The organism is Schleiferilactobacillus perolens DSM 12744 (assembly GCF_001435585.1).
Classification (GTDB): Bacteria; Bacillota; Bacilli; order Lactobacillales; family Lactobacillaceae; genus Schleiferilactobacillus; species Schleiferilactobacillus perolens.
This window is the reverse complement of record NZ_AZEC01000001.1, coordinates 22,455-37,381: the sequence shown is the minus strand read 5'-3', so window position 1 is coordinate 37,381 and position 14,927 is coordinate 22,455. Positions and strand designations below refer to the sequence as shown.

The 14,927-nt window shown below is 50.7% G+C and carries 16 protein-coding genes; 11 read left to right on the top strand and 5 right to left on the bottom strand.

What is annotated here, in order from left to right; translation table 11 throughout:
• Positions 1-10: 10 nt before the first annotated feature.
• Genes FD09_RS00170 through FD09_RS00160 form a run of 3 tightly spaced genes read left to right on the top strand, consistent with a single transcriptional unit; the run spans position 11 to position 4,178 of the window.
• Positions 11-1,840: a beta-glucoside-specific PTS transporter subunit IIABC gene (locus FD09_RS00170; protein WP_057817060.1), complete on the top strand. Its 1,830-nt coding sequence runs from the start codon at positions 11-13 to the stop codon at positions 1,838-1,840.
• Between the two features lie 14 nt (positions 1,841-1,854).
• Positions 1,855-3,300: a glycoside hydrolase family 1 protein gene (locus FD09_RS00165; RefSeq protein ID WP_057817058.1), complete on the top strand. Its 1,446-nt coding sequence runs from the start codon at positions 1,855-1,857 to the stop codon at positions 3,298-3,300.
• Between the two features lie 11 nt (positions 3,301-3,311).
• On the top strand, positions 3,312-4,178 hold the full coding sequence (locus tag FD09_RS00160) for a PRD domain-containing protein (protein ID WP_235812173.1): 867 nt from the start codon (positions 3,312-3,314) through the stop codon (positions 4,176-4,178).
• 571 nt (positions 4,179-4,749) lie between these two features.
• Here FD09_RS00160 and FD09_RS16160 read toward each other — a convergent pair.
• From FD09_RS16160 to FD09_RS00145, 4 genes are all read right to left on the bottom strand, one after another.
• On the bottom strand, positions 4,750-4,890 hold the full coding sequence (locus FD09_RS16160; RefSeq protein WP_155827957.1) for a hypothetical protein: 141 nt from the start codon (positions 4,888-4,890) through the stop codon (positions 4,750-4,752).
• A 182-nt stretch (positions 4,891-5,072) separates the two neighbouring features.
• Entirely contained in the window at positions 5,073-5,762 is a 690-nt protein-coding gene (locus tag FD09_RS00155; protein WP_057817056.1) for an endonuclease/exonuclease/phosphatase family protein, read from the bottom strand.
• Positions 5,763-6,887, bottom strand: a complete 1,125-nt coding sequence (locus FD09_RS00150; RefSeq protein ID WP_057817053.1) for a glycerate kinase family protein — start codon at positions 6,885-6,887, stop codon at positions 5,763-5,765.
• A gap of 25 nt (positions 6,888-6,912) precedes the next feature.
• The gene (locus FD09_RS00145; protein WP_201782847.1) at positions 6,913-7,233 is read right to left on the bottom strand and encodes a DUF898 family protein; all 321 of its coding nucleotides are present in this window, start codon (positions 7,231-7,233) and stop codon (positions 6,913-6,915) included.
• Between the two features lie 160 nt (positions 7,234-7,393).
• On the opposite strand from FD09_RS00145, the gene FD09_RS00140 reads away from it, so the two are divergent.
• The 6 genes from FD09_RS00140 (at position 7,394) to FD09_RS00115 (ending at position 12,477) form a co-directional block, all read left to right on the top strand.
• Positions 7,394-8,278 carry a helix-turn-helix domain-containing protein gene (locus tag FD09_RS00140; RefSeq protein ID WP_057817050.1) on the top strand — a complete coding sequence of 295 codons (885 nt, stop codon included), beginning with the start codon at positions 7,394-7,396 and terminating at the stop codon, positions 8,276-8,278.
• A complete protein-coding gene (locus FD09_RS00135) occupies positions 8,275-9,096 on the top strand; it encodes a helix-turn-helix domain-containing protein (protein WP_057817048.1) in 822 nt (273 codons plus the stop codon). The genes FD09_RS00140 and FD09_RS00135 overlap by 4 nt, the downstream gene beginning before the upstream one ends.
• Positions 9,097-9,192: 96 nt before the next feature.
• A complete protein-coding gene (locus FD09_RS00130) occupies positions 9,193-9,717 on the top strand; it encodes a hypothetical protein (protein WP_235812172.1) in 525 nt (174 codons plus the stop codon).
• 108 nt (positions 9,718-9,825) lie between these two features.
• Complete coding sequence (locus FD09_RS00125; protein WP_338054099.1) at positions 9,826-10,188, top strand: DMT family transporter; 363 nt, start codon at positions 9,826-9,828, stop codon at positions 10,186-10,188.
• Between the two features lie 257 nt (positions 10,189-10,445).
• Positions 10,446-11,405 carry a 2-dehydropantoate 2-reductase gene (locus tag FD09_RS00120; protein ID WP_057817042.1) on the top strand — a complete coding sequence of 320 codons (960 nt, stop codon included), beginning with the start codon at positions 10,446-10,448 and terminating at the stop codon, positions 11,403-11,405.
• Positions 11,398-12,477 carry a PTS sugar transporter subunit IIC gene (locus tag FD09_RS00115; RefSeq protein WP_027829525.1) on the top strand — a complete coding sequence of 360 codons (1,080 nt, stop codon included), beginning with the start codon at positions 11,398-11,400 and terminating at the stop codon, positions 12,475-12,477. Before FD09_RS00120 ends, FD09_RS00115 begins: the two co-directional genes overlap by 8 nt.
• Positions 12,478-12,707: 230 nt before the next feature.
• Here the strand turns inward: FD09_RS00115 and FD09_RS16615 are convergent, their stop codons facing one another.
• Complete coding sequence (locus tag FD09_RS16615) at positions 12,708-13,226, bottom strand: hypothetical protein (RefSeq protein ID WP_235812171.1); 519 nt, start codon at positions 13,224-13,226, stop codon at positions 12,708-12,710.
• A 112-nt stretch (positions 13,227-13,338) separates the two neighbouring features.
• Here FD09_RS16615 and FD09_RS00105 point away from each other — a divergent pair, with 112 nt between their 5' ends.
• Entirely contained in the window at positions 13,339-13,836 is a 498-nt protein-coding gene (locus tag FD09_RS00105; protein ID WP_476707413.1) for a macro domain-containing protein, read from the top strand.
• A 152-nt stretch (positions 13,837-13,988) separates the two neighbouring features.
• The gene (locus FD09_RS00100) at positions 13,989-14,924 is read left to right on the top strand and encodes a DUF4767 domain-containing protein (protein WP_057817038.1); all 936 of its coding nucleotides are present in this window, start codon (positions 13,989-13,991) and stop codon (positions 14,922-14,924) included.
• Positions 14,925-14,927 lie beyond the last annotated feature (3 nt).

The following is a 14,927-nucleotide window of genomic DNA, read 5'->3' as shown; positions in this document are numbered from 1 at the left end:
AGGTTTTCCCATGAAAGATTATGCAAAGAGCGCCAAAGCCATTATTCAAGCAATCGGCGGCGAGAAAAACATCGCTCGTCTCATTCATTGTTCCACCCGATTACGCTTCACCTTGAAAGATCCAGATGCGGTGGACTTCAAGACATTGAAGGCCGTTCCGGGAGTCATCGGCGCAGTCAACGCCGCCGGACAGTGCCAGGTCGTCATTGGTAATGATGTAGTAGAAATGTACGATGCCGTCATGGCTGAACTGGGCGATGCGCTGGATGGCGCCGCAGCGGATACGACACCGAAGGCCAAGCAGAAGTGGTACCAAGTACTCCTCGATTTCATTATCGCGATTTTCCAACCGTTGGTCCCTGCCATTGCTGGCGGCGGGATTCTAAAATCCCTCCTAATGCTGGTGGCGATGTTTGGTTGGATGAGCGATAAGAGCAGCACCTATCAACTACTAAACTTCATCGGTACTGCGCCGCTTTATTTCCTTCCTATTCTGGTCGCCATTACCACCGCCCAGAAGCTGCGAGTCAATATCCTCGTGGCTGTCTCCATTGTCTCGGCACTGGTCTTGCCAGACATGACCGCCGCCTTAGGCAAGGGCATCACCCTTTTCTCCCTGCCTGTACAAAACATTACCTATGCCTCTCAAGTATTCCCGGCCATCCTCTGCGTGCTGTTCTACTCCGTGATGGAAAAGTACCTGACCAAGTATTCGCCAAAAGCGATTCGGATCTTCTTCGTACCCTTGGTGAGCATGGCCGTTACCGTGCCTGTTACGCTGTTGCTCCTGGGACCGGCTGGTTACACATTTGGTCAGGGCTTCTCTGCCGTTATCCTGTTCTTGTTTAATCATTTCGGTTGGATCGCTACTGCCCTGTTGGCCACCGTGTTACCATTAATGGTTGCCACTGGCATGCACAAAGCGATGATTCCCTATGCCGTATCGTCCATGAGTTCAATCGGCAAGGAACTACTGTATCTGCCAGCTTCCTTGGCCCATAACATTTCTGAATCAGGTGTCTGCTTCGGTATTGCAATTCGCACAAAAGATAAAACCATTCGCGCCACCGCGATTTCCGCTGGTATTTCCGCACTGTTTGGGATCACCGAACCCGCCCTTTATGGGATTACGTTGCAAAATAAACGCGCCCTTACCAGCGTTATGATCAGCAGCTTCGTCGGCGGGGCCTTCGTGGGTATTGTGGGCTTGCAGGGTTTTGCACTAGTTGGACCTGGTCTGGCTTCACTGACCTTATTCGTGGATAAGGCCAACCCGATGAATCTCATCTACGCGCTGATTGGCTTCGGTATTTCACTCGTATTATCGTTCGTCCTCAGTCTCTTCCTGTGGCAAGATGCGCCTGCGCCGCAAACTGAAAATGAAGTAGCACCCGCTGATCCCACCTTACCTTCTGTGGAAACAATTACCGGTGGGACAGTGACACCAGTTGCCGGTGAACAAGTCGCATTGGACCAAGTCAACGACGATATTTTCGCCAGCGGCGTCATGGGCGAGGGCCTCGCCATTATTCCCAACAACGGTGAACTAGTTGCCCCAGCGCCTGGTAAAATCATTATGGTGGCCGATACAGAACACGCCATTGGCCTGCGCACCAACACGGGTAAAGAATTAATGTTTCACGTGGGTATCGATACGGTGAAGTTGCAGGGCCAATACTTCCACGCGTTAGTCAAGGAAGACGATGCAGTCAAAGCCGGCCAGCCGTTGTTAGAATTCGACTTGGATCGCATTATTGAAGCAGGTTATGATCCCACGGTGATGGTGATTGATACCACGCAACCGGAAACCGCCCACGCGTTGGGCACGAATATGGCATAGGAGGAGTTTGACAAATGAGTTTACCGAAGAATTTCTTATGGGGCGGCGCCGTTGCAGCAAATCAGGTCGAAGGGGCCTGGAATGTCGATGGTAAGGGATTGTCTGTCGCGGATGTGGCCACATACAAACCGACTGTGGATGTGAAAGATTACAAGCATCAAGTGGCGGTTTCCACGGATACGATTCAGGCGGCCATCGCAGATAAGACAGACACCGATTATCCAAAGCGCCGGGGCATTGATGGTTATCACCGGTATAAAGAAGACATTGCTTTGTTTGCGGAAATGGGCTTTAAGGCCTTCCGTTTGTCAATTGCCTGGAGCCGGCTTTTCCCCAACGGTGATGAGACCGAACCGAATCCGGCCGGCGTGCAATTTTATCAAAATGTCATCGCTGAACTGCAGAAATACAACATTGAACCCATTGTGACGCTTTCTCATTATGAAATGCCGCTGCACCTGAGTCTGACAAAGAATGGCTGGGTGGATCGCTCGGTCATCGACGACTTTGTCCGGTTTGCTAAAGTGTGTTTTGCCAGTTTACCAACCGTGAAATACTGGCTGACATTTAACGAAATCGACAGTGTCACGCGGCATCCGTTCACTTCGGCGGGAATTATTCCTGATCAGTCAAAGCACTTGGAACAGGATGAATATCAGGCGCTGCACCACCAATTTGTGGCTTCAGCATTGGTCACTAAGCTGGCTCACGAGATGATTCCCGGCAGTCAGGTCGGCTGTATGTTGACCAAACTGACCGATTACCCCGCCACGGCGAAGCCAGAGGACGTGTTGGCTTCCTTCCAAGCCAATACCATGAACTACTTCTGCGCCGATGTGCAAGCCAAGGGCATTTATCCGCCACTGATTACGAAGTTCTTTGAGAAAAACAACATCCAGGTGGCATTTGGCCCGGACGATGCGGCGATTTTACGGGATAATACGGTGGACTTCATCTCATTCAGTTACTACATGTCGCTTATTTCTTCCGCCAGTGGTGACGTGGAAATGACCAGCGGTAATACGATCGTTGGGGGAAAGAATCCCTATCTGAAGACGACTGAATGGGGCTGGTCCGTGGATCCGGTGGGATTGCGCATTTCTCTCCTGCAGCTCTATGACCGCTACCGCAAGCCGCTGTTCATCGTGGAAAACGGGATGGGTGCCGCCGACACCTTAACAGCCGATGGCAAGATTCATGACCCGTATCGGATCGCTTATTTCCGTGACCATCTGCGGGAAATGATCAAGGCCGTGGATGATGGCGTCGACTTGCTGGGTTACACGAGCTGGGCACCGATTGATCTGGTTTCCGCCAGTACCTCTCAGATGTCGAAGCGGTACGGCTTCATCTATGTGGACGCTGACGACTTGGGCCATGGCACATATGATCGGTACCGAAAGGATTCATTCTATTGGTATCAAAAGGTGATCCGTAGTAATGGTGCTGATTTAGACTAACGGAAAGGGCAGTGAGCGCAGTGGCATTGACGATCAAGAAGGTGCTGAACTCCAGTGTAGTGCTGGCGCGGGAAAATGACGGTCAAGAACTGATCGTACTGGGTAAAGGTATTGGCTATGGCAAAAAGTCTGGTGCCACCATTGAAAAAGATGCTGTGAATCGCTGGTTTGTCCCAGTCCATTCCGATCAATTAGACCAGCTCACTGCCCTGCTCAAGGATATGCCGCCGGACGTGATTGAAGTGACCAAACAGATCGTCGCTCTCGCCCATCAGCAATTGGGCCCGTTGAATGATGCGCTGTCCTTCACGTTAATGGACCACATCAACTTTGCGTTGGAACGCTATCGCTCCGGGATCCACTTGCAAAACAAACTCTACTGGGAAGTGCAAAGCTACTATCCCAAAGAGTTCGCCATTGGCCAACAAGCCGTCACCTTGATCGACCAGCAATTCGAGGTGGAAATGCCCAAGGAAGAAGCAGCCAATATCGCTTTCCACCTGGTGAATGCCGCTAAGAATGAGGAATCGGACTTCGACAGTATGAAAGTCACGACCCTCATTGACGATGTAATCAGTTTGATTCGTTACCAGAGTATGCAAAAACTGCCGGTCAATTCTATCAGCTACCAACGGTTGATTACCCACGTGAAGTTCTTCGCCGAACGGGTGCTCACTAATCAGCAACTGGTATCCACCGATCCGGTGATGGACGCCCATGTGCGGAATAAATATCCCCGGGCGGCACGGATGGTGACGCAGATTGGCCGGTTTTTGGAGCGGAAGTATCATTCGGTGATGACGGATGAGGAGTTTACGTTTTTGGTGATCCACATTCAGCGGAATTTGAGTGATGGTGGGATTGGGAAAGGTGACTAAGAAATGCAATTGATAAAAAGAGACAGTCCATATAAGCTTCTCAACGATGGAAAGCGATGTGGGCTGTTTATTGATTGATACCATATCTACCTTGTCACCTTGCGGGCGCCACCACTACCGATGAATTAAACAAAATGCTTGGTGTGAGCTTCATCCGATAGTATCGCGCCATGAGCAATTGATTTTGCAGAAAAGTAGACATACCGCCAGTCTCATGCTAAGTTGGAGTCGAGAAAAAACTGGACAAGTGTTTCCGAGTTTTTAATCCTCGTAGAACTGCTTATGAGCAGTAACCATTAATACTTACGACAAGAAGATAGCTGCTTACCGGTCAAAGTTAGGGCGGCTATTTTTTTGCCTACTTTTTCAGCACACCTTGTCAAGTTTTGAAGACACAGAAAAGTAGACATGTCGCCAATCCCATGCTATATTTGAGGTAAGAAAAAAGACGCCCGGTCAGGCGTCTCCGGGTTTTTAACCCTCGCAGAACTGCTTTAAGAGCAGCGACCAATTGTTATCACGGCAATAAATAACCGCTAACCGGTCAAAGTTAGGGCGGTTATTTTTTTGCCTACTTTTTCAGCGCTCGGCGCAGCTGCCGAAACGCTGCCACTAGCTTGGTCAAACGGTGTAAAAGCTGCGTCAATAATCCGACCACCGTAATAATGCCAACCAAGCCAATGACGATAGCGGTATAGATCGCCGCTACCATTGGTAAGCAAGACCTCCTCTCATCCAGATTTGTGCGCTTGATGGTTTTTTACTCCCATCGGCATCGCCTCTTTCCGTCTTGAAGGTCACCGCCCATAATGCTTTTCTGTTGCTGATATTATATCATCAATAGTGCTGAACGCCTAGAGCCGCAAGGATTGTGGGAATTTTTAAACTAGTCCTTTAGGTCCAATCCAACTCTGTTTCCAACATCTGGTGATCCGATAGAATTTGGGTCGCTATTTTTGTGTGCGCCACGCGAACGTTGGGCGTCACGATGATGTTATCGATGGCATAGACTTTCATCGTGGCATCGCGCCACGTAAACGTGTCGTACCACTCGTGATCGCCATTAACGCGGTGCAGATCTGGCCCCAAAGAGTCCCACTCTACATGATCCTGATCCATGTTGAAGTCGCCCAGAATTACTTTGTGCGGAACCGGATCGGCTTTGACTGCATCAAGCAGTTCTGCCACTTGCTGCTGGCGCAAGGCGGGTGTTTCAAACGACAAATGGGTGTTGTAAACCGATAATTGGCTGTCGGCCACATCGTAAACGCCATGCTGGAATACCCGCCGTTCTTCCCCATAAACGGTATAGGAATGAATATATACCTGATGGAGCGGCCGCCGCGAGAAAATCGCAATGCCGTATTCGCCGCCCATCAGATCAATGGCTTTGGCAAACTCAAAATGGTAGTTGGCACTGGCGATTTGTGCGGGCATGTCTCCTGGATTACGGATGGTCTGCCGATCAATTTCTTGAACGCCAATGATGTCCAGATTTTCTGCCGTGAACAGCCGATTAATAGCGGCGACATCGGGCTGGTGTCCACCGGCAATGTTAAAGGTGGCGACGCGTAGTTGTGGCATCTATTTACCTCCATCCATGCTGGCCGCCATGGCACCCACGCGGGCAGCAGTGCGGGCCAGGTTTTCTTTTCCATTGGCAATGGCTTGGGCCAGTGTCATCGGCCGATCGACGATGGGAAAGACACTGGTTAACCCGTATTGCCGGGCCGTGGCCAGGTCCAATTCTTGGGTGCCCACAATGGCAAAACAGGGCTTGCCGGCCTTTTGCGCCAGCTCGGCCATCCGTACCGGCACCTTGCCATGGGTGCTTTGAGTATCTAGCCGGCCTTCTCCAGTCAGGACAAAATCGGTTTGGGCCACACGAGAAGGTAAATTGATATCGTTGGCGATAAAATCAAACCCAGACATGTGCTCAGCGCCTAGGACCCGCAACGCAAAACCCATCCCGCCGGCCGCACCATCGCCTGCTCCTTGCCCATGCTCGGTGGGATCCAAAACATCCGCGAAGTGATGAAAGGCCTTCTCTAGACTCTCTTGCTGGTCATCAACGCCCTTTTGCGGACCGAACATCTGGACTGCTCCAGTGGGACCAGTCAGCGGGCTATCCACATCGGCGCACGCCACCAGCTGGATGTCGTGGAGACTGACGGCCGCATCGTTATACTTTTCGACTTTGGCCAATGACGGTACAGTGGGGGGCAGTTCGTTACCTTGATCATCGTAGAACTTGACGCCTAGTGCCCCTAATAAACCGATGCCGGCATCGGTGGTACCGGAACCGCCCAGAGCGACGACGATCTTTTGCACGCCCTGCTGGGTGGCGTCCTGAATCATTTCTCCCGTCCCAATTGAGTTGGTGGTTAACGGGTCGACGAACCCGTCCTGGGTCGTTGCAAATTGAATCCCGCTGGCCTCAGCCACATCAATGATGGCCAAGTGTTGGGAGGCGTCGATGACATACTGCACGGGTGTCGGTTTTCCCACCATATTGGTCACCGTCAGCTGACGCCACATCGCAGTGGAGTGATTGGCTAAATAGGCGGCGCTGGTCCCTTCCCCGCCATCTGCGATGGCCGCAGCGTCGGTGACGATACGGTATTTGCTGAAGGCTTGAGTGACGATATTGGCGGCTTCTTGACTGGAAAATGAACCTTTGAATGAATCAATGGCGACTAATGCCCGCATAGTTTTCCCTCCCTATTTCGGTGCGTTAATTCACGAAACTGGTATGGCTCACGCGCCAGTTCTCCAACTTAATCCGCACCCAGAAATTGTATATCCCGATCGTAATGATCGACAGCAACAACCACTTGATCCAACTACCAAAAAGTCCCACTGCAGTGCCTGAGAACTGCATCCGATGGCCGTCCACGACGGTGTGATTGATCCGCCAGCCGTAAATCATCGTCAGCGCCCAGGGGTAGCAGATCCCTAATGTACAAACCGTTACCAGAAAGCCCAATAGGGACCACCCGATCCATGATGCCAAGCCGCCATCAAAGAATGATGTCCGGCCGTTTTTTGTCTCCAACCCGTTTTGCATAATTTTCCTCCATGATTTGTGACTACCTATATTCTACCGTTTCCACTTGTGATTGCCATCACCGGGCGGTTTTCTTGGGCCGTTGAGTTTGCATATTCGGCACATTTCGACTAACTTTAGAATCAATATTTCTCAAGGAGGATGTGTGATGACCATTACGCTGGGGGCACTGTTGCGGGATCAACGAAAAGGCCAGGGGCTATCCATTGCCGAAATCAGTGACGGTATCACCAGTCCGTCATCGGTTTCACGCTTTGAACGGGGGCAAACGGAATTATCCGCCACCAAGTTCATGCAGCTGATGCGCCGGGCCGCCGGGCGATTGGACTGGCCGCAATTTGAGTTAGAATACAGCGATCCTCAGGACTATATGTATCGGTCCAATGAGTTGATTGGTGAAAGGCGGCCCGCAACAGAATTCTATGCATTAGCCACGGACTACTTACAGCGATATGAAAAGTCCCATTGGTTCTATGATCTGGTCTTCGCCATTATTGCGCGGGACTATGCTGTGACAAGATTGGGCATGGCATTGCCGGCACTGCCGGCCACCGTGTATCCGCCCGCCACGCACTATCTAGTACATATCCAGCATTGGCAATCTTATGACGCGCTCTTGGCGGCGTGTATGCAAATCCATTGCAGTCTCACTGACTTGCATACCATCGTGACTTCAATGGCCGCGCCCTATCATAATCAAAATCAACCACCTGAGGCGGATCAAACGCAAAATATGGTCACGCGAGCAATCATGAACATTGTCCGGGGCATGATGATGCGAGGAGAATTTGCGACCACTCGGGAGCTGTTGCCGATCATCGATACCTTTCCCCTCACGGATCTCAACCAATATATTCTGCGGGCGATGGATCACTTGATGCTGGCCTTCCATGATGATCCGCAGATGGATTGGCAGACCCCGCTGACTCAAATCACGGCAGGCCTAACCCTTTTGACGATTCAGGTTCATCCCGATCAGGTCCGTGGGGATTGGCAAAAGTTTATGACGACGGAAACGGGGCGGCACGAATGAGCTTAGGTGAACATTACGGCAAGCTTCGCCAGGAACGGGGCTTTTCACTCCGGCAAGCCGCGCGGAACGATTTGACTGCATCGGCACTGAGCCGTTTTGAGAATGGCAAAACAGAACTTTCCGCCAGTCAGTTTGTGCGGGCCATGGCCAATTTACAATTGAATTGGAATGAGTTTGATGCGGCTTTACCAGAGCAGTCCAGTTTTCTCGCCCAAATTGATACCGCCTATTTGATGGGCAATCAGCCGTTCTTAGAAAAAGTGATCAATGCGGCTGACGCTGCAGGACAGCCGCTCACTGCTAACTTTGGTCGGTTGCAAGGAAACATTTATCGCAATATGGCGTTTCCCCACTTCGACACGGTCATTCAAACACTGTATACCGCCATCACCAGCGTGTCGCAATGGCGTATTCTGGAATTCCACATCGCGGAGGACTTAATTCTGAAACTGCCGGCCCATCAGGTGGATCCATTCATGATATCCGTCATCCGGCAATATGAGCGCGCTCAAAGTCGCGGAGTGACTGGTGATTATGTCACAGGTAATACGCTGTTAAGGGCAGCTTTAAGAAAGCTGGCCCAAGACCCGCCCGAAATTGACCGCGCCCACGCGTATTTTGACCAGGTTGTCCGGCAGCGCAATTGGGAGGATGAGTACCTGATCGGCGGCGAATTGTTGGCAAATGAGACTGCCGCTTCACCGACCTTTACCAAAACCCAGACCCTTTTCCAGTTTTGGCAAGCCATTGGCAAGGACAACGATTATTTTCGCCAACTGGTCGCACCAATATTGCAGCGGCAAGGATTCTTACAATAACGCCAGGCGAATACACGGATTGCCGTGTATTTTTGTATACCAGTGGTGTTGCAGATATGCACATTTTTCATCGTTTCTCGGTAGGCATGTTATCGTATGGAACATACTCGATTGCCCGTGAAATCAACCCAAGGCGAGATTCTGATCGAGAGAGGGTGGTTTTACCTGTTGAAGAATTTGTCAGCTGCGTCACTACCACTGATCACGTTGCTTCTGCTCTTATCCGCCTGCGGTCAGTCTCGCCAAACCATCGGCGCGGCTACCGTCAAAACCAAAATCACGACCGCCAGTCAGCAAGCCCCCAACGATCAGCAAGTCAGTCATACCAATACCGAAAAACAAATCGATGTCACCCAATTCGTCCAGGACCATGTCATCGCAGCGCCCAAGTCGGATTGGCAAATCAATAAGGCCGGTGTCCAGGCCATCGCCATGTACTTACATACGCCATCCTGCAGCGCAGCTGATGCGCGAGCACTCCTTGACCCTGCGATTGTCAGCGACGGTGCAGGAATTGTAATCATCGACCTGAATAAGTTTGCTCAGGAACTCAACAACCGGCGGCCCGCCGATAGCGCTTATCAATTTACCGGGAATGGCGTCGTCACAATTGCTTACTAGCCGGATTTGCCAATTTTCTTTTCCCGTGCTATCCTAGCAATCATAAATTAATTACACTGCCGCCGGGCAGTTACCGTGTGTTACTCCGTTAGGTCTAGTCGGAGTAATATACGGTTTTTTTTCGTCAAAAACAAGGAGGAATTAACAATGGCGTGGTTATACTTAGTAATTGCAGGAATTTTTGAGATGGTATGGGCGACGTTTATGAAGCTCAGCAACGGTTTCACCCATATTGGTTGGACGATCGCGACCTTGATCGGGATGGTCGCTAGTTTTGGTTTCTTGGCCAAAGCGACGGCGAAACTGCCCATGAGTCTGGCGTATCCAATTTGGACCGGCATTGGCGCAGTGGGCACCGTCCTTATCGGTGTGCTGCTGTTCGGTGACCGGTTGAAGCCAGCGACTTGGATTTTTGTCATTTTGCTCTTCATCGGCATTATTGGCATCAAAATGACGGCCAGCGAAGGATAAATTGGGCACTTGCTCATATTGTGAATGGTTATACGAAATTAATAAAACTAATCTAGCCATTCTGACTGTCACCCATTCCCAATAGTTCGTTCTGGTAAAAGAAAAACAGCTGAAAACTAATCGCTGTGTGAACCGTATCGGCGAACATAGCGTGCACACGATTTTCTTAAATTTCGACCTTATTTTCGATTTGTGTCAGATTGACCGAATTCCCATCTCCTGTTAAACTTGTCACAAATGGAAAAGAGGCTATTATAATGAAAATTACTGTTGTCGGCGCCGGTGGTATGGGCAGCCGCTTCGCGATCATGTTGCATCAAGCTGGTCATAATGTTGAATTGGTCGATGGTTGGCAAGACAATGTCGACGCCATCCGGGCCAATGGCTTAAAGGCGGACTTTAACGGGGAACCCGTGACCGTCAAGTTACCAATTTATTCCCCCGCTGAGGTGGACGCGACGGGTGAGAAGCCGGACCTGATTATCGTCTTTACGAAATCTAACCAATTACGGTCCATGATGGAAGCCGTGAAACCGATCATTTCGCCAGTCACTTATGTCCTGTGTCTGCTTAACGGCATCGGCCATGAGGATATTCTGGAAGATTACGTCGCCAAGGATCACTTGATTCTCGGCATCACCATGTGGACCGCCGGAATGACTGGCCCTGGCCAAGTGACTCTGGTGGGCAATGGTGACGTGGAGTTACAAAACTTTGAACCCGCCGGTGAAGCTTTCACCAAACAAGTCGTGCAAGTATTCACCGAAGCGGGGCTCAATCCAAAGTACAGTGAGAACGTCAAGTATTCAATTTGGCGGAAGGCCTGTGTGAACGGGACCTTGAACTGCTTATGCTCGCTGTTGGAATGCAACATCGGCGAACTGGGCAGTACCACAGTGGCTTCGGACTTGCTGCACACAATTATTGCTGAATTTGCGACTGTGGCGGCTAAAGAAGGCATCAACTTGGACGAACAGGAAGTTTACGACCATGTGGCTGGTACATTTACCGCCAACATTGCGGGACACTATCCGTCCATGTATCAGGATCTGGTCAAGAACCATCGCGCCACCGAAATTGATTTCATCAATGGAGCCGTGTGGCGTAAGGGTCAAAAATATGGCATTCCCACACCCTACTGTGCGTTGTTAACGCAGTTGATCCATGCGAAGGAGCAATTGGTGGGAGCCGTGGAAAGGACGAAAGCGCATGTCTAGTAATGCTGCAACGCCTAAAATGACGCCGAAACTTTTCTTCAACAAAGTCTTGGCTGGTACCGCCACCGGGATCATCGTGGGGTTAATCCCTAACGCCGTCTTGGCGGCTATTCTGAAATTATTCGGACAAAATCAAATTGCCCTGCAACTAACTCATGTCGTAGTCGTGTTCCAAGTCGCCACACCACTGTTAATTGGCGCCTTGATCGCCCTGCAGTTTGGTCTGGCACCACTGGATATGGCAATCGTCGCCGGGGCCGCGTATGTGGGTTCCGGAGTCACCCAGTTCAACGCCGTGGCGGTGAATCCGACCACGAAAGCGGCGGGGATGTATCTCTCTGCCGGGACCGGCGACTTGATCAACACCATGATCACCGCCGCCTTAGCCGTGGGACTCACGATGCTCATTGGGACAAAATTCGGTTCTGTAAAAATCGTCCTCTCACCCATCATCGTGGGCGCTGGGGCCGGTTGGGTCGGCTGGCTGATCCTGCCTTATGTCGCCAAAATCACGACTTGGATCGGTAACTTGATCAACTCCTTCACGACGCTGCAACCAATCTTGATGAGTATCCTGATTACCTGCATGTTCGCGATGCTGATCATCACTCCGATTTCCACTGTCGCCATTGGGATGGCGATTCAGCTCAGCGGCGTCTCCGCTGGGGCCGCCGCCATGGGTGTGGCCGTGACCACAGTCGTATTGGTAATTCATTCCTGGAAGACGAACAAGTCCGGCGTAACCATCGCTGTGGCCTTAGGTGCCATGAAGTTGATGATTCCGAACCTCTTCCGCCATCCAATCATTCTGCTGCCAATATTGACCACCAGCGTCATTTCTGCCATTCCTGTTGCTCTATTCAGCGTTTCCGGTACACCGGCTTCCGCTGGATTCGGCCTAGTCGGTTTGGTTGGCCCGCTGGCGTCAATTGATGCCGGTCTGAACTTCGTGATGGCCCTAGTCGTGTGGTTTGCTGTGCCCATCGTGGTGGGCTGGCTGTCACGACTGGTATACGAGAAGATGCTGCATCTTTATGATGAAAAAGTGGTCTTCGCTTACTTAGGCGACTAATCTTTGTTGCCCACAAAATAAAAAACCGTTTGGTGTCGACGAAGCCAAACGGTTTTTTATTTACGCCTAATTTGCTCTCATGACAGATTTGTTGCCGTTTGCTTTTGGCAAATTCATACGCATACTTATCAGGCCAATTGATGTTTTACATACAATCAATCCCCGTTGAAAAAGAATCCGGTACTGAGAGTACCCGGAACCAATCGCGAAAACCATTAATGCGTTGCTCCCTATTTCCCACCGATAAAGGCAAATTGATCTTCTGGATGAAAAACATACTCATCATCACAGATGTAGCCGCGCAACCATAATTGGCCATCAATGTTACGTAGATAAAAGCCCTTGGGGTGATTGGGGTCGGGATCGATCACTGGCGACGCCACTGTCACGGCACCTTGGGGCGCTTCGTGTTTGTGGAGGATGTTGTTAGTGCTCTTTTCCTGTCCCTGCCACTGTAAACGCAAGTACACCGCTAGTTCCAATGGGCAAAGCTGCCAGCCAATACTTTCGGCTTTTTGAAAGATAGTGGGTAGATTGGCCCCATTGGGGAAGCCTAAATCAGCCACAGTGGCGAAGACGACGGTTTCTGGATGAGCCTGCGGGGATACAGTAAACCGCGAATCGTCAAATAAACTTTCTCCGTGGGGATTGAGTTGCACATTGGCTTGGCTTAAAGCCTGGTGTAACTCTTTTTTTGTATGCCCACCGACATTAATTGATAAAACGGAACGATACTTGTCATCTGCCATCATGGTGCCCTCCTCGTAGATTGAGAAACTTATCTTACCACAACCACAATGCCGCCAGCATCTGGCCTTATTTGCTATACTGGCGTCAGAATCGAATTTAGAAAGGAACTTCATCATGCCCCTGACTTTCGTCCGTCAAGATATCACCAAAATGCATGTCGATGCCATCGTCAACGCCGCCAATCCCCGTCTGTCCATGGGCGGCGGTGTTTCTGGCGCCATCTTCCGCGCAGCTGGTCCTCAACAGTTACAGGCTGCTGCAGATAAAGTGGCCCCTGTTGAAACTGGTCAGGCCGCCATTACACCCGGTTTCAATCTACCCGCCAAGTATGTCATTCACGCCGTCGGGCCCATCTATCGCTCAACTCAAGCACAGAAAAGTCGCCAGTTACTGCAATCTGCTTATCAGACTTCCCTCCAATTGGCGATTGACCACAATTGTCGCAGTATTGCCTTCCCTTTAATTTCCAGCGGCATTTATGGTTACCCCAAAGAGCAGGCGTTGCAGGTAGCGACTAATACCATCAACGAATTCCTCACTCACCATGAGTTAGATGTGGTAATCGCGCTTTTCGGTGATTCAGAAACACTGTATCCAACAATAAAGTGATCACCGAAAAATCCTGGGCCTTGTTCCCTTCTGGATTGATCACGTCTAAATTTTTCCACTCCGGAACCAATTGCGCTATACTGCACTTGTATCATATGGGAATTTTTGGACGCGTTAATTGGGTATTGGCATAATAGATCCGAGGGAGAACTATGAAATTCAAGTTGGCTATGGTGGCAGCGGCCTCGTTAATGTTGCTAACAGCCTGCAATAATTCACCACAGAGTAAGGACACATCGTCAAAGAGCAGCAGTCGGGTGACCAAGGTCCAGGCCCGCAAATATTGGACGACATCCCGTAGTGAGAAGCTGGCCGATTATATGACCGCGTTGGGCAAAGCCCAGGATACCGCTTATGTGTCCTATACAAAGAAAAGCACAGTGACCTACGATAAGGTGGAATATCCCCAGGCATTGGAGAACCACGATACCACGGTCAACGGCAATAAGCGGACATTTCGCTGGTCCACTGCTGGGAATGGTTCGGCGTACTATAACGTGGTCGCCGTCTACACGGATGTAAAAGTGGCGCCCCAGGGAAACTTGTATGTTTTTGCCTTTCATAAGGGCAAGCCAGTGGTATTGACGCCTAAAACCGGCGGCGACACTGGTAAAGAAATTCCGTTAGACATTGTTAAAGACGATCCGATCGCCACGGCATTCACTGATATTGCCAAGGGCAAAAAAGCGCCGGCTGTGCCCACGGCTAGCACAAGCAGCAGCGAATCAAGTGCTGCGGCCAGCAGTTCTTCGGCTCCTGCAGCCAGCAGTAGTGCCGCTAGTTCTTCAGCGGCGGCGAGCAGTGCCCCGGCACAATCCAGCTCTGCTGCTGCAGCCAGTTCTACTCAGCAACCCGTAATCGCCAATGCACAGCGGGCAGTAGAATTGTTTGCCCACGCCATGGCAGTAATGCCCGGCACACTCAAAGCAACCCCAGTGGCTGGCGGTTGGAAAGTCGAACCGACCGTCAATCCAGCACCTGGGTTTAGCGGCGTGGTTCATCCTGATGGTTCAATTACTTGGCAAGATGGGACCACATCAAGCTTTGCGGAAGTGTCGAAACCGGATGCTGCAGGTGAATTCCATTAACAC